Annotated in this window: 19 protein-coding genes; 8 read left to right on the top strand and 11 right to left on the bottom strand. The window is 66.8% G+C overall.

Annotated elements, in window-relative coordinates:
• Positions 1 to 6: 6 nt before the first annotated feature.
• The 5 genes from AB0G16_RS19180 to AB0G16_RS19160 form a co-directional block, all read right to left on the bottom strand.
• Entirely contained in the window at positions 7 to 873 is an 867-nt protein-coding gene (locus AB0G16_RS19180) for a carbohydrate ABC transporter permease (RefSeq protein ID WP_362806312.1), read from the bottom strand.
• Complete coding sequence (locus AB0G16_RS19175) at positions 870 to 1883, bottom strand: sugar ABC transporter permease (RefSeq protein WP_362806310.1); 1014 nt, start codon at positions 1881 to 1883, stop codon at positions 870 to 872. Before AB0G16_RS19175 ends, AB0G16_RS19180 begins: the two co-directional genes overlap by 4 nt.
• 34 nt (positions 1884 to 1917) lie before the next feature.
• Entirely contained in the window at positions 1918 to 3318 is a 1401-nt protein-coding gene (locus AB0G16_RS19170) for an extracellular solute-binding protein (RefSeq protein ID WP_362806308.1), read from the bottom strand.
• A 966-nt stretch (positions 3319 to 4284) separates the two neighbouring features.
• The gene (locus AB0G16_RS19165; protein WP_362806306.1) at positions 4285 to 4491 is read right to left on the bottom strand and encodes a DUF397 domain-containing protein; all 207 of its coding nucleotides are present in this window, start codon (positions 4489 to 4491) and stop codon (positions 4285 to 4287) included.
• Entirely contained in the window at positions 4482 to 5309 is an 828-nt protein-coding gene (locus AB0G16_RS19160; protein WP_362806304.1) for a helix-turn-helix transcriptional regulator, read from the bottom strand. The genes AB0G16_RS19165 and AB0G16_RS19160 overlap by 10 nt, the downstream gene beginning before the upstream one ends.
• A gap of 521 nt (positions 5310 to 5830) precedes the next feature.
• Here AB0G16_RS19160 and AB0G16_RS19155 point away from each other — a divergent pair.
• Positions 5831 to 6307: a hypothetical protein gene (locus tag AB0G16_RS19155; protein WP_362806302.1), complete on the top strand. Its 477-nt coding sequence runs from the start codon at positions 5831 to 5833 to the stop codon at positions 6305 to 6307.
• Positions 6308 to 6321: 14 nt separating this feature from the next.
• On the opposite strand, the gene AB0G16_RS19150 is transcribed toward AB0G16_RS19155, so the two are convergent.
• Positions 6322 to 8319, bottom strand: coding sequence for a hypothetical protein (locus AB0G16_RS19150; protein WP_362806300.1), 1998 nt, complete (start codon positions 8317 to 8319; stop codon positions 6322 to 6324).
• Positions 8320 to 8347: 28 nt separating this feature from the next.
• Complete coding sequence (locus AB0G16_RS19145; RefSeq protein ID WP_362806298.1) at positions 8348 to 8656, bottom strand: hypothetical protein; 309 nt, start codon at positions 8654 to 8656, stop codon at positions 8348 to 8350.
• Between the two features lie 209 nt (positions 8657 to 8865).
• Here AB0G16_RS19145 and AB0G16_RS19140 point away from each other — a divergent pair, with 209 nt between their 5' ends.
• The 3 genes from AB0G16_RS19140 (at position 8866) to AB0G16_RS19130 (ending at position 10527) form a co-directional block, all read left to right on the top strand.
• Positions 8866 to 9162, top strand: a complete 297-nt coding sequence (locus tag AB0G16_RS19140; RefSeq protein WP_362806296.1) for a hypothetical protein — start codon at positions 8866 to 8868, stop codon at positions 9160 to 9162.
• A 311-nt stretch (positions 9163 to 9473) separates the two neighbouring features.
• Positions 9474 to 9914: a hypothetical protein gene (locus AB0G16_RS19135; protein ID WP_362806294.1), complete on the top strand. Its 441-nt coding sequence runs from the start codon at positions 9474 to 9476 to the stop codon at positions 9912 to 9914.
• Entirely contained in the window at positions 9907 to 10527 is a 621-nt protein-coding gene (locus AB0G16_RS19130; protein WP_362806292.1) for a hypothetical protein, read from the top strand. The genes AB0G16_RS19135 and AB0G16_RS19130 overlap by 8 nt, the downstream gene beginning before the upstream one ends.
• Before the next feature lie 165 nt (positions 10528 to 10692).
• Here AB0G16_RS19130 and AB0G16_RS19125 read toward each other — a convergent pair whose 3' ends face one another.
• Positions 10693 to 10851: a hypothetical protein gene (locus tag AB0G16_RS19125; RefSeq protein WP_362806290.1), complete on the bottom strand. Its 159-nt coding sequence runs from the start codon at positions 10849 to 10851 to the stop codon at positions 10693 to 10695.
• Between AB0G16_RS19125 and AB0G16_RS19120 the strand changes: the two genes are divergently transcribed.
• Entirely contained in the window at positions 10850 to 11206 is a 357-nt protein-coding gene (locus AB0G16_RS19120; protein WP_362806288.1) for an MmcQ/YjbR family DNA-binding protein, read from the top strand. The genes AB0G16_RS19125 and AB0G16_RS19120 overlap by 2 nt on opposite strands.
• 380 nt (positions 11207 to 11586) lie before the next feature.
• On the opposite strand, the gene AB0G16_RS19115 is transcribed toward AB0G16_RS19120, so the two are convergent.
• From AB0G16_RS19115 to AB0G16_RS19105, 3 genes are all read right to left on the bottom strand, one after another.
• Entirely contained in the window at positions 11587 to 11946 is a 360-nt protein-coding gene (locus tag AB0G16_RS19115) for a hypothetical protein (protein ID WP_362806286.1), read from the bottom strand.
• Positions 11943 to 13700 carry a hypothetical protein gene (locus AB0G16_RS19110; RefSeq protein WP_362806284.1) on the bottom strand — a complete coding sequence of 586 codons (1758 nt, stop codon included), beginning with the start codon at positions 13698 to 13700 and terminating at the stop codon, positions 11943 to 11945. Before AB0G16_RS19110 ends, AB0G16_RS19115 begins: the two co-directional genes overlap by 4 nt.
• A gap of 368 nt (positions 13701 to 14068) precedes the next feature.
• Positions 14069 to 14389 (bottom strand): hypothetical protein, encoded by a 321-nt coding sequence (locus tag AB0G16_RS19105; RefSeq protein WP_362806282.1) that lies wholly within the window; start codon positions 14387 to 14389, stop codon positions 14069 to 14071.
• A 494-nt stretch (positions 14390 to 14883) separates the two neighbouring features.
• Between AB0G16_RS19105 and AB0G16_RS19100 the strand changes: the two genes are divergently transcribed.
• The 3 genes from AB0G16_RS19100 to AB0G16_RS19090 are packed head-to-tail and all read left to right on the top strand — an operon-like array spanning position 14884 to position 16861.
• Entirely contained in the window at positions 14884 to 15246 is a 363-nt protein-coding gene (locus tag AB0G16_RS19100) for a GntR family transcriptional regulator (protein WP_362806280.1), read from the top strand.
• Positions 15243 to 16160 (top strand): ABC transporter ATP-binding protein, encoded by a 918-nt coding sequence (locus AB0G16_RS19095; protein WP_362806278.1) that lies wholly within the window; start codon positions 15243 to 15245, stop codon positions 16158 to 16160. The genes AB0G16_RS19100 and AB0G16_RS19095 overlap by 4 nt, the downstream gene beginning before the upstream one ends.
• Positions 16157 to 16861, top strand: coding sequence for a hypothetical protein (locus tag AB0G16_RS19090; protein WP_362806276.1), 705 nt, complete (start codon positions 16157 to 16159; stop codon positions 16859 to 16861). The genes AB0G16_RS19095 and AB0G16_RS19090 overlap by 4 nt, the downstream gene beginning before the upstream one ends.
• Positions 16862 to 16905: the final 44 nt, after the last annotated feature.

Here is a 16905-nt window from a genome sequence, read left to right as displayed (position 1 = left end):
CCAGCCTCAGCTCTTGTCCGCCCCGCTGGTGAGGCCCTCGGTGAGGAGCCGTTCGGCGGCGTAGAAAAGAAGTACCACGGGGATGGTGAGGACCACCGACCCGGCCATCAGCACCGTCTTGGGCACCTCGATGCCGTTGGCGAGCTGCTGCAGGCCCAGCGAGACCGTCCAGCTGTCGGGGACGGCGGCCAGGAAGAGCAGGGCGAACAGGAACTCGTTCCAGGCGATCATGAAGACGTACAGGCCGGTCGCCATGAGGGAGGGCGCGGCGAGCGGCAGCACGATCCTGCGCACGGTCTGCAGCCGCGAGCAGCCGTCCAGCGCGGCGGCCTCCTCGACGCTTCTCGGGATGGTGACGAAGTAGTTCTTCAGCATGTAGATGGAGACCGGCACGGTCTGCGCGATGTAGACGATGACCAGCCCGAACAGGCTGCCCTGCAGGCCCATCTTCGCGAACATCACGAACAGCGGGACAGCCAGCAGGGTGGCCGGGAACAGGTAGACGGCCAGGAACACCGCGCTGACCTGGCGCCCGCCGAAGAACCGCATCCGGCTGACGGCGTAGGCGCCGGGGATCGACGCCAGCAGCGTCAGCGCCACGGTCGCCACGGCCACGAGCGCGGAGTTGCCGAGCATCCTCAAAAACCCCTGGCCGCCCTCCTCGACCGACCGCAGGACGTCCTGGTACGTGCTGAACGTGAGCTCGGACAGGTTCACCCAGACGCGGCCCGGGTCGAGCAGCAGCTCGTCGATCGGCTTCACCGAGAGCACGAGCATGTAGTAGAAGGGGAACAGGGTGACGACCGCGAGGACGGCGATCACGATCCAGCGCAGGACGCCGAAGATCCTCTGCTCGGTCCGTGCGCGGCTCATGACGCCTCCTCCTGAACCCTCTTGGCGAAGAATGTGAAGTAGATGCCGAGCAGTCCGGCGAGGATGACCGCCAGGACCAGGGCCTGCGCGGCCGCCGCCCCCACGTCGTAGCGGGCAGTGAGGAAGTCGTAGACCCGCACCGCGACGACGTCGGTGCCCGAACCGCCGCCGGTGAGGAGGTAGACGTCGTCGAACTTGTTGAACGTCATGATGAAGCGCAACACCGACAGCAGCGCGATCACCGGCATGAGCTGCGGCAGCAGGATGTGCCGGAAGCGCTGGGTGTGCGTGGCGCCGTCCACGGTGGCGGCCTCCTCCAGCCCGGCGGGCACGGCCTGCAGCCGGGCCAGCAGGAACAGGAAGGCGAACGGGAAGTAGCGCCAGATCTCGAAGGCGATGACGGTCAGCAGCGCGAGCGGGACCTCGAACTGCCAGCCCAGGACGGAGACCTCGTGCGAGCGGGTCGACAGGAAGGCCAGCGGCTCGTCCCAGCCGAAGAGCCTGGTGCCCCACTCGTTGACGATGCCGAACTGCGGGCTGAGCGCGATCTCCCAGACGAACGTCACCGCCACCACGGGCGCGACGTAGGGCAGCAGCATCGAGCCGCGGAACAGGGCCCGGCCGCGGAAGGGCCGCCGCAGGGCCAGGGCGGCGACCAGCCCGACCAGGATCGAGCCGGCGGTGCTGCCCACCGTGTAGACCAGGGTGGTCCACAGCGAGGTCCAGAAGCCGGGCGAGGTGAAGACCTCGGCGAAGTTGTCCAGGGTCCAGTTGGACAGCAGTCCCATGCCCTGGATGTCGACCAGCCGCGCGCGCTGGAAGGCGAGCAGCACGGTCCAGGCGATGGGCAGGATGACCACGACCGCGACCACCAGGACGGTGGGGGAGACGAAGGTCATCCCGGCCCGGTTCTCACGCTGGGCGAGGGTGAGGACCCGGCGCGGCCCGGGCCGCGGGACGGGGTCCGGCGCGGGGGAGGGACGCTGCTCGGCGTCGTGCACGGTGCTCATCACGGCTTCCTAGGGGGACAGGGCCGGGGACGGCTCACTGGAGGGACTTCTGCAGGGCCCTGACTTCCTCGGCGGCCTCCTTGGCGGCCTCGCCGGGGGAGGTCTGGCCGGAGGTCATGGCGCCGACCGCCTTGGGGATGGGCAGCTCGCCGATGGTCGCGCCGACCAGCGCGCCCTGACCCTCGGTGATGCCCCACCGCTTCATGTCGCTGACGCCGGCGGCGAGCGCGTCGAGGAGCTCGGCCGGGAAGACCGACTCCATGGGCTTCTTGGTGTCGACGCCGATGTCGCTGGCCCGCCAGGCCTTGCGGTACCTGTCGGGCTCCTCGGCGGTGCCGTTGCGGACCGGGATCTTGCCCTCGGCGGCCATGCCGAACCAGTCCTCGTACCCGCCGCTCATCATGTACGAGACGAACCTCTCCGCGGGGGCGGTCTCGGCGGTGCGGGTGACCACCCAGGAGGAGATCTCCCCGAACTGCGCGGGCTGCGCGCCGGCCGAGCCCTTCAGGGCGGTGACGATCCCGCTGTTGGCGGACAGGAACCGCGGGTCGGCGCCGCACTGCTCGCAGCTGGGCAGGGCGTCGGCGCGCAGGCCGGCCAGCTCGTCCAGCAGGAACGTGGACCAGACGATCATCGCCGACCGGCCGGCGAAGTAGGTGGCGCGGGTGGAGTCCACGCTCTGGGTGCCGGGGGCGCCGTAGTCGGCGGCGAGCTGGTGGTAGGCGGTGAAGGCCTGGACACACTGCGGGCTGTCCAGGCCGATCCTCCCGTCGGCGCCGACGAGGCGGCAGTCGTTGGCCAGGGCCAGGTCCTCGAAGCTCTGCTGGGTGAAGACGTCGCTCGGGTCGGTGGCGAGCGACATGCCGGTGGTCGTGCCGCCGTGCAGGGCCTTGGCGGCCTTGAGCATGGTGTCGTAGGAGTCGGGGGCGGCGAGCCCGGCCTTGGCGAACAGGTCCTTGCGGTAGACGAGGATCTGCATCCAGGCGTCGCTGGGGACGCTGAGCCGGTTCGTCTTGTCGCCGGTCAGCTCCAGCGCGTTGCGGTTGAAGGTCCCGGCGCCGAGCCCCTCGACGATCCTGCCCGCGGCGGCGGTGTCGAGCAGGCCGTTGGTGTACATCTGCCAGACCGGGGCGAGCGGGACGCTGCCGATGACGTCGGGCAGGGTCCCCGCCGCGGCCGCGGACATGATCAGCTGGGGGAGCTGGCCCTCGTCGATCCCGACCAGCTCGACCTGGACACCGGTCTCCCGCTGGAACGCCGCGACGATCTTCTTGGTCACCTCCATGCGCGGGGTGAGGTTCTCCAGGCTCCAGACCGTGATCCGGTTGTCCGGAGCACTTCTGCCCTGGGCGCCGCAGCCGGACACCAGTCCCGCCGCCAGCGTGACGGCCACGCAGGCCGCCACCGCCCTCGCCCTTCCCGTCCACCGTCGCATGGATCTTCCTAACTGCCGCCGCGTGTTACGTACGCGATGCATCAGAACACCACTTCTGTATGTTCACAAGACCTAACTTTGGTATGTCTTAGACATAAATCGGCGTAATTTGCTTTACATTCACGCCAAAGCGATCCCCGGAGTTCACTGGGGCACGCATCGTCCAGATTCATGAGCCACCGCCGAGTGAAGATCGCCAAAGGCGAGTCCCGTCCCCCTCCCCGCCCGCGACGGGCTCCCCGTCCACGACAGGTCAACGACGCGTTCGGACCTGCCGCTCCGGCATGTCAGCGGGCACCGAACCGACCGATCGCCGAGGCCTTCACCCCTGCCCGGCGCGTATTCGGAGCCCCCTGCCGCCCACCCGGAACCCCCCGGATCCGGTTCTTCGGCGACGCCGGAGGCGGGACCTCCTACCCGATCACGAGCCGGAGATGCCCAAGATCGACGGGATATGTGAAATCTTTTCCGACCCGTTCTTCTGCGCCGCGTGATTCCATCGTTCCGCGCACTTCGCGGAGGAGTGACCGCCGCACGTCCTCGACGAGAACGCCCGGTCGCAGCCCTCATGGATGCAGGAATGGGCGGGTGCGGGGTCGTTGCGCGAGAGGTACGGGGCGCATGGGAACGGATACCGGCTGGACGGTCCGGCGGCGACACCGGTGGTGTGGGGTTTCCCCGGAGCCGATGCGGTCTTCACCTGATCACAACGGGCAAGAAGCCCGGTCGGACGAGCTCTACCACGACAGGCTCCGGCTCACCGGCCGCGAGCGGTGCGCGAAGCCCGAACCCGGCGACGAGGAGAACCGACTCCTCACTCGACGACGGCCTGTTCCCCGGCGACGCTCTCTTCTGACGTCTTGCTCCGATGCCTCCGGCCGGGACGAGCGACCATTGTCACGTCGAACGTCCCGGTCGCCGGCTCACAGCCTGGAGACGCGACACTTAATGAACCGGGGTAAAAGGTCAGGTCAGGAAGTCGAACTCGCCGGTCTTGACGCCGCCGATGAACGACTTCCACTCGGCCGGGGCGAAGAGCAGCTGGGCTCCATCCGGGTTCTTGCTGTCACGAACGGCGATCACCCCGGGCAGGTTGGCAGCCACCTCGACACACTGGCCGCCGTTCCCACCGGAGCGCGATGACTTTCGCCATATCGCAGCGCTCAGGTCCATTCCTGCCTCACATCCTCGATCATTTTGAGGGACATGTGCTCAGGATAGGCCCAGAGTCGGATCATCTCATAGCGCTTCCAAATCGCGGTCACAGACTTACGATCGGTCGTGACATGTCCTGCGTCTGATGAGTCCACGTGGACAGCGTCTGGTTGCTCATGAGGAAGCTCTGCGATCATGAATGCGCCCATCAGGCCGGTAAGGCATTCCGGGCTGACGATCTGGACGGATACGGTTGGCCTCTGGGTGATTTCCAGTAGATAACCGAGTTGTTCGTACATCACCTTGGCTTCGCCAACCTTGCGGCGTAGCACACCTGCGTCGATAAGCATGAGGAGTGAGAAGGGGGTGTCCCGATCAAGGATTTGCTGCCGCTGTATGCGGTTTTGGACTCTTCTCTCAATCTCCTCCGAGGTCGCCTGGGGCTCCTGGCTGAAGATGTGCCGAGCATAGGACTCTGTCTGGAGAAGGCCAGGGATGAGGAGGGGGTCCCAGGAGCGTAGGACGAGGGCGGTCGGCTCGATCTCCTCGACCCAGCTCTGGAACCATATCGGGCCACCGGGCTGGGCGAGGATGCGTTCCCGAAGACGGGTGAAGGCATTGCCGTTGGCCGTCTTGAACAACCGGTCCAGCCTCTCGGCGTCGGACTTCGACGGTGTGCGGCTGGCACCCTCCAGGCGGCTGACCTGCGTCTGCGTGCACCCCAGTCGGGCGGCCACGGAGGACTGCGAGAGCTGCGCCGCCTCTCGAAGTCGGCGCATCTCGGCACCGAATCGCATACGGGGAGAGCCGGGATCGAGAGGCGTCACCTCGTCCATCTCATTTCCTCCTGAATTAGGAAAAGCGGACATTTCTTTCAATCGGCGTCGTGTAACCGGGCGGTCATACCGGCGACTGTCATAGCCCGCCCTGACCTGGATTGTCGAACCCGTCACCGACCAACTTCCGGGAAGGCATTCTAAGCACAGGAATTCCCGTCATGGCGGTGCGACAAAGAAAGAAACCTATAACCTGCTCAGGTGGAGATGCTGGCTCGTTTATGAATACGGCGTCGTTGTTTCGTTCCTCAACCACGAATGTCGAAAATCAGCCACAGGTCATCCTCGTGGCGACGAAAACACCGTCCCTGTCGGACGTTCGGACTCCACTCGCCGACGGCACGCTCAGCCCGAGGGGGCCGACCTCTCGGACGCGGGAAGGCTTTGTCAGCCGAATCGATGCATCGGCTCCGGTGCCGATCACCGGTCACAGACAGATATGGAAAGGATGTGGCGGCGACGTGCCGAGTGGGTAAGGATTAACACGTCTCGCGGTCCACCGCCACTCTCGGAGGTTCTGAATGCGCTCCACTCGGTTGCTTGCCGTCGGTCTGGCACTGATGGTGGGATCATCGGGATGTGCTTCCGAGCCCTCCTTGAAAGACGCGGTGGCGGAGCTGCAGAAAGACACGCAGCGGCTGGAAAGCGACGACGTATTTAAGAGTCCTTCAAATAAGCTAAGCATCCTGCAGCGTCCAGACAAAGATATTTCCTGTGCCAAAGACGGCTTCAAGCGAGTGTTGCGGGCAACGGCTGACTATCAACGTGGCAAGGAAGAAGAGCTGGACTCTCACTTGGACGGAGCCCAGAGGATTATGGAAAACACCCTTTCCAAGATTCTGGGTTACAGGATGGAATACGACATCAGTCAGGCGGATGCCCCGGAGGGGCGGTTCATGTATGGAAGTAAGGAGCTAGGAATTATTGTGAACGTGTATGTAGCGCCAGAGGCTCCGACCTGGCGGTTGCATGCGCAGACCGCCTGCCTGCCACGTTGAGAAACCTGGCGTTGCTATTCCCGGGATCGGGCTTTCAGGAGATTTTCGGCCAGGTCGCTTGTCTGGACCCGTGAAGAGTTTTCGATCTTCGAATCAAGCTTCTCGTTGCTGTCCATCCAGTTTTCGTAGACGTCCAGCTTCTTCTGAAGTACCTGTTCCCACTTCTTGTCTCCGGCGGCCTCGCGCTTGGCTTCAGCCACGAACTCGTCATACGTCTTGAGGACGCCGGTGGCCGTACTGACGAGCTCCTCAGGCGGTTCGCTAGCTGGGTAGCCGCCACCGTGAAGAAGGGATGCCATCTCATACTTCATGCGTTTGACAAGATCAATACGTTCCTCGGTGACCGCCTCGACCTGCGTCTTGAAACTGTCGGCCCAGAGGTCCGAGGCAGAGCTGAAAATGTATGCCTGCGCGAGTTCCCAGCCCATATCGGCGGCTGGCTGCACGAAGGCAACTCCGCCGAGCATGAGGCCTGCGGTGTTCTTAGTGAAGTCACGGGCCAGATCGGCGATAGCGTCCTTCTCGCCGAGCACGTCTACAGTCGCTCTGAACGCGATACTGCTGAAGTCACCGAACATCATCGAGATGTCACGGAAGTGGTTGTCATCGCTCCGGGCGTCCAGACGAGCGGTGCTCAGCAAGGTGTCATGGCGGAACCGTGCCACCGCCGAGTTGAACGCGTTGGAGGCCTTGTCTTCGCCGACAAAGGTTTTCGTGAATTGAGAGGTGTCTTCAGGGCTGAGATAGAACGCGGGAGTAACGCCGGGAAGGGATTTCCAGTGCTCAGGAGGGCTCATGCTAGAGACACGGTCGGCGGCTCTGTCGAAGCGCCCGCCCGAGACCACCTCGTGGACGTACGACTGCGCGATCACTCCCATAGAATCCTTCGCCGGTATCGGCAAATCGGTGCCGAAGGCGGCGGCGGTGCGGATGGCGTCGAAGGCGAAGGCTGCGGCCTCCTGGCTGTGCTGTCCGGCCTTCTCGGTCGTGGCCTCGGTGCCCGCCTCCAGCGCCCGGCCGAAGGCGCCGGCCACCTCGTCCCCGGTTCCTGCCCGTTTGGCGTGGTCGAGGAACAGCTTCATCTTGTCGGCCTGGCTGAGCGTGACGCCGGCCCCGCCCATTTTGGAGAACGCGTCCCGCACGGCGGCGCCGTCCCCGTCGAGCACCTCCAGGCCCATGGCGACCAGGTCGGTGGGCAGGCCGTACTTCTTCGTCTCGGCGGGGCCGCCGGCCCGCCAGTCCTGCCGGGGATTCTTCGCGAAGTCGTCCAGGACCAGTGTGCGGGCCGCCGCGCTGCGGACGGAGGAGGGAGCGTTCGCGGCCTTGAGCAGCGCGAGCCGATTCCACGCGGCGGGCTTGTTGTCGGCCGGTCTCACCAGATCGTCCCTGACCTTGGCGAAGGCCGGGACGAGGGCGGGGGCGCGCAGGGCCGCGCCGAGGGCCTTGCCGAAGGCGGCCAGGTCCTGCTTGGCGGTCTTGCTGCCGGTGTTCGCGATCAGGTTGGGCAGGCCGTCGCGGACCTTGGGGGAGAGGAGCACGAAGAAGGCGGCGGCGGCCTGGGGGTTGCCGGCGAGCTCGGCGACCTCCTCGGCGTACGAGTGGGCGCGCCTGGCCTGCGGGTCGCCGTGGTGGCTCACGAGGAGCGCCTCGTTGTACAGCTTGACCAGCTCCTGGGCTCTGTCGAAGTCCTTCAGCTCGTCGGGGAGGCGGACGAGCCCCTGTCCGCCCGCCGCCGTCGAGGTCGTACCGGCCGTTCCGCCCAGCTCCGGGGCGCCCGCGCCCAGGGCGTTGATCAGCTCGATCCGGCGGCGGAGCATGGAGACCTGGAGCCCGCCCCAGTGCGCGATCTCCCTGATCTCCCGGAGCGCGGGGGTATCGATCCCGTTCTGGCGGAGCCTTCCCTCGAACTCCCGGCTGAAGGCGGTCAGCCGGTCGGCCGCGCCGCGCAGGGAGGTGGCGAGCGCACCCATCCCGTCGGGGGCGATGCCGCAGAACTCGGGGGTGGGTGCCATGGAGCGTTCCCCTTCACGGTCGTGACGGTCACGTGCGCCCGGCCATCTCCCGGCGCACGGCGTTCGCCTCGGTCTCGGTCACCAGCGGAGGCTGGCGGCGCAACTCCTCCTCGACCGCGTCCACCACGCTCTGGGCGAGCCATCCCAGCCGGTGGTGCCGGTCCTCCAGGTCGGTGGTCCAGGTGGTTGCCGTCGGCCCCGTCCAGACCTGTCCCGACCGCATCGCCGAGAAGGCGCCCTGGTATGCCTGCCGCACCTCGTGAGCCCTGTCGACGGCCTCGGCGAGCAATTGCCTCAGCCGCTCGTGCCGGGGATTGGGTACCATCCGCTCGGCCACGCAACCCCCGTCCTTTCCAGGACCCCGCGATGAAGGAAAAAGTCGCATACCAGAGTAGGTATTGATCGTCTGAATCGGCAAGCCCCGTACCCGCCCGGCATCACGCCTCCACCGTCACGTTCCCGGCCACACGAGCGGAGGAAACTTATATTCCGGTCGTTCCCCTCATATTTGAACGGCCACTTCACCCGCGAGCATCGGAGTAACGGATGTCGCTGTTCGAAAAACACATCGAAGTGATAGAAATCGCCGCCAAGACCGTGTTCTGGATGTGTTTCGTCATCGGGTTCGTGCTGCTGTTCTCCGGCCACATGACCGTGCCCATGGCCGTCGCGATCGGCCTGATGGGGGTCTCCCGCGTCGTCCTGCACGAGGTCCGCAGGATCCAGACCCGCTGGGACGAGGAGGCCGCCGAGGAGGCGGAACTACGCCATCGGCAGCGGCGCCTGAAGCGCGAACGAGAATTGCACCTTCAGCTCCGGCGCCTTCAGTGTCCGGACCGCTGACCGCATATCGTCGCCCCGGTCTTGTCGTCATCGGGATCCCGAAGCAGGTCTCGCGGCGGCGAGCTCGAGGCGTGATACGACGAGCAACGGCTGATATCAGGCGAAGGCTTCTGATGTAAGATCATTTTCCAGAAATGCGATGCGATCGGTGATCATTCGTTTCGTTCGACGGTCACCTTTGACGTCCGATATCTCGCAATTGGAGCATTGTGGCAAGTTGTAATAAATTCGACCAGTGGTCGTACTTCGAGGAACGAGGCCTGGCAGACAAGTTCGCATGCTCATGGGTTGAGGCCCCTGACCTGAGGACGGTGGTCACCGCGCTGAGAGTGGAGGAGGAGACGCTCGCCTGTGACCTGAACCACGCGGGGCGATGGCATATCCCCTACGCGGCAGAGGACATCGTGTGGGTGGCCGAGCAGGACCCTGGCTGGGTCAGGGTGTTCACGTTATCTGGATGGTCCATGTGGTGGCCCGCTCTCTACGCGCTCCCGGAGCCGGGTGGCCGGGTCTTCAGCCTGTCCTGTGACACCACGGTCGGCGAGGTCGAGTGGGAGGAGCTCCCCGTGGATCATTGGGAGCGTCTCAGGCAGGAGGGGGCGGATCTCGTGGGTTCCTCCGACAAGGCCCAGGAGATGAACTTCTACCTCGCCGCCTTGGCATACACGACCGGCAGGTTCATCGACGACACCTGGTTCACCACACCAGGGTTGCTCTGCCGCATTCCGGAAGGGGCGTGGAGCCATGAATGAGGAGTGGGAACTCCTGCTCGAAGCGGGAATGGGACGCGGGTTCACCGGTACCTGGGTGGAATCGGGCGACACCGATGCCGTGGCCACCCTGCTCGGCGCGGATCTCGCCTCCCGCCAGGACTGCGACCTCGCAACCGCCATGATTCACTACCGGCCGATGGCCTTCACCGAACGCGTCTGGGCCGGCCCCCACTCCGATGGCTGGACTCATGTCCTGAGCATCAGCGGCCCGCCCCCGGTGACCACCGGCCTGACGGAGGCGGGCCTGCGTTTCCTCCAGATCCGCACCGTGGACGCCAACGTCTACGATCTCTTCTACGGCGACGGCTTCACGACCGGCTGGGTGACCCAACGGTGGTACGGGGAGGTCATCGCCGAACCCGGTTCCATGCTCGATCCCTACCTTCGGGAAGTCGGCCGACCGGAATGCCCGGAGGCTGTGCGCTCCGGATCCTGGGACGTCGAACCCGACTACCACGGACGGGTCTGCCTGGAGACCTACCTCCTCCTCGCCGGGCGTGTGAGCGGACGGTTCATCGACCGCGAATGGCTGGGTGAGAAAAGGACCCTCCACGCGATCCCGCCGCCGCTCCGGACGGATGCCGGTCCTTGACCCGCACCACACGGCCCACCCTGGCGGAGTGGGCAACCGCCGGGCGTCAGGGCGGGGAGGTCACGATCGGCGGCCATGGGTGAGAAGCCCGGCGCGTCAGGCCACGATCTCTCCATTCATGGTCGAGCCGATTCCTCCGGGTCTCCCGGTGCAGGTACGCGCACGTCATAGGAGGAACGCGTCCACGCCGTCGTCGCCGTTCCGGACGGCGATCGGCGGGCGATCGAGCGGGGAGACGGGTGGACGGGTGGACGGGTGGACGGGTGGACGGGTGGACGGGTGGACGGCGGAAAATGTCGGGGCGTCCTGGTAGAAGTTGGCCATGGCTGTGAGTGTCGGTGAGTTCCTGGAGATGCTGGACACGCTCCCCGAGGTCGTGCAGAGCGACGGGGGTGAGTGGGTCTCCCTGAAGGTGCACGACAAGGGCTTCGGCTACCTGTGGGAGAAGACCGAGACGGTCGGGCTCAAGGCGACGATCCAGGAGCAGGTCGCGCTGGTCGCGGAGCGGCCCGAGGTGTTCGAGGCCCAGTTCACCGCGGGCCAGTTCGGCTGGGTCGTGGTGCACCTTGAGAAGATCGACGCGGACGAGCTGCTGGAGCTCGTCACCGAGGCCTGGTGCCTGACGGCGCCCAAGCGGCTGGTCGACGCCCACGAGGCCGGTTCTCCCCTGCTTCGGTGACGGACCGGACGACGGCTTCGTGACGGACGGGCCGGATCGTGGCTCCGCGCCATACCGGGGCGCGCGGTGCTCCGTCCGGCCACCGTTTCGCCGGGCACCCGCACGGGTGCCCGGCGAAACGATGATTCCGCCGCCGGAACTCTCCGCCGTGCCAGGACCCGGAACTGCCGGGCCGCGCGACGGCGATTTCCACGGCCGGGACCTGTCTCTCCTGATCCGGGCCCGTCGCGGTTGCGCGAACGGGCAAGTGGGACCCGGACTTCAGGCACGGCGAGAGGTACTCCACCCGGGCCGGCGGCGCCAGGACGGTCCTGAACGGCTGGAATCGAATCGTCGCCGCGTACGACGGAAAGGCCGCACCGAGGCGGGCATCCTGGTCGTCAGCCGCCGAGGATCAGCCCGCCCAGTGCGGTGACGGCCTCGACCAGCCCGGTCACCGCCGCCACGCGGACGGTCAGCCGTTCCAGCGTCTCGGACAGTACGGTCCGGTCCGGCCTCTCGGAGTGGATCTGGGCCTCGATCGCGGCGGTGTCGCGCAGGATCGGGGCGGGGTCACCGAGCACGTCGTCGTGCCGCCGGGCAAGCTCCCGGATCGACGCGAGCAGTTCGTCGGCGTGGTCGCGGTCCATGGTGGCGACCGGTGTGCCGATGTTCTGCACGGCCCGCGATCCCGTACCCACCGCCATCGGCCCGTTGACGGTGCCGCCGCTGATGTTGATGCTCTGGCCGGGGACGTTCACTGGCTCTCTCCTTTTCGATTCTGGGTGGCCTTGGCGCTGTCGCCCATGGCGACCGGCCCGTTGATGCTGCTGCCGTTGTCGAGTTTGATGCTCTGGTTGATCACGGATGCGGCCTGCCGCCGGTAGCCACCGGTGTCGACGCCGAGCGAATCCAGGTAGTCGACGACCGCCTCGGTCAGGCGTTGCTCGATGATCCTGGAGTACTTGACGGTGTCGAGCAGCTGCATGAACCGGTCGGTGCGGTGGGAGGCACCGAGTTCCCGCACGCTGAGGCGGGTGCCGAACGGATAGAGCAGGAAGGTCGCGGGATTGGTCGCGACGCGGTCGCGACGCGTGGCCTGGTAGATCGACCGGGCCAGCCGGCCGGGGGCGAACATCACGTCGGCCACCAGCTTCAGCCCGGCGTGCTTGAACACCGCCGCGACCAGCGCGGAGTCGCTGAGGAAGAAGAGGCGGTCGATCTGGAAGTCGTCCCTCACCGGCGGGAGCACGGTCACCACGCACTGGGTGTAGAGCATTCGTCCCTCCACGGCCAGGTGGATGAAGGCCGAGACGACCACCTCCTGGTCCTCGGCGGGCGCGAGCTGGAAATCGCCGTTGCGGATCTCCGGGGCCTCAGCGGTCACCGTGACCCGCTGGTAGTGCCGGATCCCGCCCTGGGGGTTCCTGATGACCGTGTTCACCGTCTCCTCGTCCGCGCTGAACCGCGGCAGCCCGGTGCCGGGGTCGATGAGCGGGTGGCCCTGGTCCTTCCAGCTGCGAGGACCGCTGGCGTTCGGCCACTCGGTGCGGGTGAAGACGCCGCGGGCGGCGAGCTGGTCGCTGATGTGCAGCCGTTCGACGCGCTCGCCGGGGAACTCGACGGCGTCGCGCATCTCCAGCAACCGTGTCCTCACGAACGCGTGCAGGTCGACCGGGTCCAGGTCGGCGCGGGGGCGTGTTCCCCGGCGCGGATCGGCCTTCTCGCTCTTGAGCCGGTCCAGTTCGACCACGATCGACCATGATTGATGTACGTCGCCCGCGCCTATGAAGGGATATTCGTTCCCGTAGAGCGTGATGTTGCCCCGCTGTGCCCGGTCGGCGTAGGCCAGCCGGTCGGCGAACCGGGGCGCGTCCTCGATATTGCCGGCGGTGGCACCGGGCCTGAGCGTGACACGCAGTGTGAGGTACCACGACACTCGGTACCCCAGGGCGGCGGCGAAGGCGCACAGGAGCAGCAGCAGGGACAACCGGGGTTCGCCGATGATCTGCGTGCCCGTGTCATCTCCGGTCGGGCCGCGCCCGAAAAGGGTGGAGATGGATTGGTCGATCGCCATGATGGAGAACACCAGGGTCAGTGGCACGAAGGTGAGGAAACAAAGGCAGAACGCGGACATCACACGCTGTACCAGCGGCATCCGGCGGATCCGGGAGTGGGTGAACGGGGCCGCCAGCAGCGACAGGATCAGCATGATGCCGCCGACGAGCGGGGACAGCAGGCAGATGCCCGCCAGCAGGATGGAGATGGCCGCGTTGCGGATCTGCAGCAGGCGCTCGGCCCGAAGGCAGTGCAACACCACCGGGAGCAGGTCGAACCCGCCGTGCGAGGGCGCGACCGCCCGGTAGGGGTCGTCGAGGATCTCGCGCAGCACGCGGTGACGAAATCGGTCGTCGAGATAGGCGCCCGCGCACAGGTAGCGGGTGGAGTTGTTCATGGGGGGGCGGGAACGAGAGGGCTGGTCGGCCGGGTCGTTCGGGACATCGGGGGGATGCATGGGCTCTCCGGGAGAACGAGCGGTTCCGTGCCGGAAGAAGGACACGAGCCTCACACGGTAGCCGGATGCATTGCGTATTTCCGGAAAAAGGTGCATAACGAGAAAAGTTGCGCACGGGCTCTTCCGAGCGCTATTCGGTAAGGCCTTAAATTCCCGATAGGCGCTATTTGGTGACGTATGCGGCAATCTCTCATCGGGCAGTTTCGCCTTTATGGCTTATTGGCTATTTTGGCATAAAAAGAGATATTGTGTCGTCTTTTGGGTACTCGCCTCCGCGCGAACATTGTTCGGGCCCGAAGACGCGGTGACTCGCAGGGTGGGCCGGGGACGTGGCGGGCCCGGCCGGACCGGCCGGGCCCCGGCCTCCGTCAGTTGTTGATCCCCCCGGCCGGACCGCGGCCGGGCGTGATGCCGTCGCTGATGCCACCGGCGCCGATGCCGGTTCCCGTGCCGCTCCCGGGTCCCGTGCCACGACGGCCACCGCCGCCGCCACCGTCCTGGCCGCGCTTGGCGCGGCACTTGGCGGGGTTCTTCTTCTTGCTGCACGGCTTCTGGGCGGAGACCGGTGCGGAGGAGTCGGTCACGGCCACGGTGTCCGCGACGGCGGGTGAGGCCGGCAGGGTGACGGGCGCGACGAGGGCGGAGGCCGTCATCATCCCGGCGGCGAGGACGTTGCTGAGTCTGGTCATGGCGGACCACCCCATGTCGAATCGGTGGCGCCCCGGGCTGGTGGCCCGAGCCGACGGAGCGCCGTACCGGCATCGAGGATGGCGCGAGTACGGCGCGGGACCTGTCTCCACGGTAGGCACGAGGGCCGGTCGGAGTCGGCCATCGGACCCCAAAGCCTCGGGGGAGGGGGATGACCGGCCGGTGACGGAGGGGAGCGGTCGGTGACCCGGCGTCACCGGTCCCTGTCGCAGGCTCGTCCGCCGACACGGTCGCGCGGGGGAGGGGCTCGCAAAGTTCCCACAGATCACTGGGGGGCGCGTGCGGCCCGGGGCTCCCGATCCGCGGCGATCTCCTCCACCCCCGCCCCCCGCCCTTGCGGTGCGGGTGTGCCCTCCTGTCGTGTCCCGCGGGGGTCTGCCGTCCCCTCGGCTCCGTCACGGAGGCGGTGTTGACGATGAGCCTCTTCGCTCCTATGGTTCATTACAAGAGTAATGAACCAGCTAAGCGGGTGTTCATGTTCGATGATCAGAGCCCGATCTATCGGCAGATCGCCGATCGCATCAAGACAGAGGTGCTGAACGGCACGCTGAACGGCGACGACCAGGTCATGTCGACCAACCGGTACGCCGTCTTCTACCGGATCAATCCGGCCACGGCGGCCAAGGCGTTCCAGCAACTGGTCGACGAGGGCGTTCTCTACAAGAAACGAGGCATCGGCATGTTCGTCAGTCCGGACGCCCCGGAGGCGCTCAGGACCCAGCGGCGGGAGAGCTTCTTCGCCGAGGTGGTCGCACCGATGGTCGCCGAGGCGAGGGTGATCGGCATCCCCCTGACCGACATCGTCAAGAAGATCAACGAGCTCGAGGAGCAGGCATGAACATCGTGGCCGACGGCCTGCGAGTGAACTACGGAACCGTCAGGGCGGTCGACGACGTCACGTTCTCCCTCGACGGCGGCAAGATCTACGGACTCCTGGGACGCAACGGATCGGGCAAGACCAGCCTGCTGTCGGTGCTGGCCGCCTTCCGCAAGGAGTCGGGCGGAACGGTGCGGATCGGTGGCCGCCCGGTGTTCGAGAACGCGGCCGTCACCCGTGACGTCTGCCTGATCCGCGACGCGGGCGAGACGGTCGACATCGGCACCGCCGCGGACGCGCTCGACTTCGCCGAGTGGCTCCGCCCGAACTGGGACGCCGAGTACGCCGGCACGCTGATGGACAGGTTCAAGCTGAAGCGGAGCGCGAACGTCAAGGCCATGTCCAAGGGGCAGCGGTCGGCGCTGGGAGTGGTGGTGGGGCTGGCCGCACGGGCGCCGCTGACCATGTTCGACGAGTCCTACATCGGGATGGACGCCCCCTCCCGCTACGCCTTCTACGACGCCCTGCTCGCCGACTACATGGAGCACCCGCGCACGATCATCCTCTCCACCCACCTGATCGAGGAGGTCGGCTCGCTGTTCGAGGAGGTCCTGATCATCAAGCAGGGCAGGCTGCTCCTGCACGAGCAGAGCGAGACGCTGCTCGCGCGCGGCACCTCGGTCACCGGGCCGGTCGCCCGGGTCGACGCCTTCACCTCCGGTCTCACGGTGCTGAACACCAGCACCCTGGGCCCGACCAAGGCCGCCATGGTCTACGGCGATCTCGACGCCGCCTCGCGCGCGGGGGCCCGTGAGGCCGGGCTCGAACTCGGCCCGATCGCCATGCAGGACCTGTTCGTCCACCTCACCGACCCCGACTCCGACCCCGTACTCCCCGCCCCCGTCCCCGCCGAGCCCGCCGGAGAGGTCCGATGAGATTCCCGAGCCGCCTTCTGGGCGCCCCCCTGATCTACACCGCCCTCATGTGGGCGGGGTTCTACGTGTTCGTCGCCCTGCTCACGACCGGCGTGGCGTTGTTCGGAACGCTGAGGATCAGCGGGTGGGAGGTCGCCGCGCAGATCCCCCGCTGGCTCGCCCTGTTCGTCGGGGTCTCCCTCATCAAGGAGTTCCTCCCGCTCTACATCGCGCACGGGCAGACCCGACGGGAGTTCGGCGCGCAGGCCGCAGTGACCGTCGCGCTGTACGCGCCGGGGTTCTCCGCCCTGATGACCCTGGGCTATCTGCTGGAGTCCCTGCTGTACAACCTGCTCGACCGGCCGCAGACGCTGATGAACACCCACCTGTTCTCCTCGCCGACACAGGTGCCGCTGATCTTCACCGAGTACCTCGTCCAGGGGCTGGCCTGGATGTCCGCCGGGGTCTTCATGGCGGCGGCGTTCTACCGCTGGCAGGCCGGCGGGATTGTCTCCCTGCCGCTCGGCGTCGCGCTGGTCGTGCTGGGCGAGTCGGCCATCGGCGGGAACCTGAGGCTGCCGTTCTTCAGCTCGGCACTGGACTTCGGCCTCGCTCCGAGCGTCCCGACAGCCCTGCTGGCCGGCCTCGGCTGTCTCGTGCTCGGCCTGGCGATGACCTGGCCGCTCATCCGCAACGTCCCGCTCCGCAACAGGGTCTCCTGAGCGCGGGTCGCCGTCCGGCGGGCCTCGGCGCGCGCTCCCGGCCG

Source organism: Streptosporangium sp. NPDC023615 (assembly GCF_040640155.1).
Lineage (GTDB): Bacteria > Actinomycetota > Actinomycetes > Streptosporangiales > Streptosporangiaceae > Streptosporangium.
This window is presented reverse-complemented; position numbering and strand designations above follow the sequence as displayed.

What these genes read in the sequence shown, in the direction of transcription:
- AB0G16_RS19180 (WP_362806312.1), bottom strand. Translation starts at nt 873, where the DNA reads ATGAGCCGCGCACGGACCGAGCAGAGGATCTTCGGCGTCCTGCGCTGG.
- AB0G16_RS19175 (WP_362806310.1), bottom strand. Translation starts at nt 1,883, where the DNA reads ATGAGCACCGTGCACGACGCCGAGCAGCGTCCCTCCCCCGCGCCGGAC.
- AB0G16_RS19170 (WP_362806308.1), bottom strand. Translation starts at nt 3,318, where the DNA reads ATGCGACGGTGGACGGGAAGGGCGAGGGCGGTGGCGGCCTGCGTGGCC.
- AB0G16_RS19165 (WP_362806306.1), bottom strand. Translation starts at nt 4,491, where the DNA reads ATGGACCTGAGCGCTGCGATATGGCGAAAGTCATCGCGCTCCGGTGGG.
- AB0G16_RS19160 (WP_362806304.1), bottom strand. Translation starts at nt 5,309, where the DNA reads ATGGACGAGGTGACGCCTCTCGATCCCGGCTCTCCCCGTATGCGATTC.
- AB0G16_RS19155 (WP_362806302.1), top strand. Translation starts at nt 5,831, where the DNA reads ATGCGCTCCACTCGGTTGCTTGCCGTCGGTCTGGCACTGATGGTGGGA.
- AB0G16_RS19150 (WP_362806300.1), bottom strand. Translation starts at nt 8,319, where the DNA reads ATGGCACCCACCCCCGAGTTCTGCGGCATCGCCCCCGACGGGATGGGT.
- AB0G16_RS19140 (WP_362806296.1), top strand. Translation starts at nt 8,866, where the DNA reads ATGTCGCTGTTCGAAAAACACATCGAAGTGATAGAAATCGCCGCCAAG.
- AB0G16_RS19130 (WP_362806292.1), top strand. Translation starts at nt 9,907, where the DNA reads ATGAATGAGGAGTGGGAACTCCTGCTCGAAGCGGGAATGGGACGCGGG.
- AB0G16_RS19120 (WP_362806288.1), top strand. Translation starts at nt 10,850, where the DNA reads ATGGCTGTGAGTGTCGGTGAGTTCCTGGAGATGCTGGACACGCTCCCC.
- AB0G16_RS19125 (WP_362806290.1), bottom strand. Translation starts at nt 10,851, where the DNA reads ATGGCCAACTTCTACCAGGACGCCCCGACATTTTCCGCCGTCCACCCG.
- AB0G16_RS19110 (WP_362806284.1), bottom strand. Translation starts at nt 13,700, where the DNA reads ATGCATCCCCCCGATGTCCCGAACGACCCGGCCGACCAGCCCTCTCGT.
- AB0G16_RS19105 (WP_362806282.1), bottom strand. Translation starts at nt 14,389, where the DNA reads ATGACCAGACTCAGCAACGTCCTCGCCGCCGGGATGATGACGGCCTCC.
- AB0G16_RS19100 (WP_362806280.1), top strand. Translation starts at nt 14,884, where the DNA reads ATGTTCGATGATCAGAGCCCGATCTATCGGCAGATCGCCGATCGCATC.
- AB0G16_RS19095 (WP_362806278.1), top strand. Translation starts at nt 15,243, where the DNA reads ATGAACATCGTGGCCGACGGCCTGCGAGTGAACTACGGAACCGTCAGG.
- AB0G16_RS19090 (WP_362806276.1), top strand. Translation starts at nt 16,157, where the DNA reads ATGAGATTCCCGAGCCGCCTTCTGGGCGCCCCCCTGATCTACACCGCC.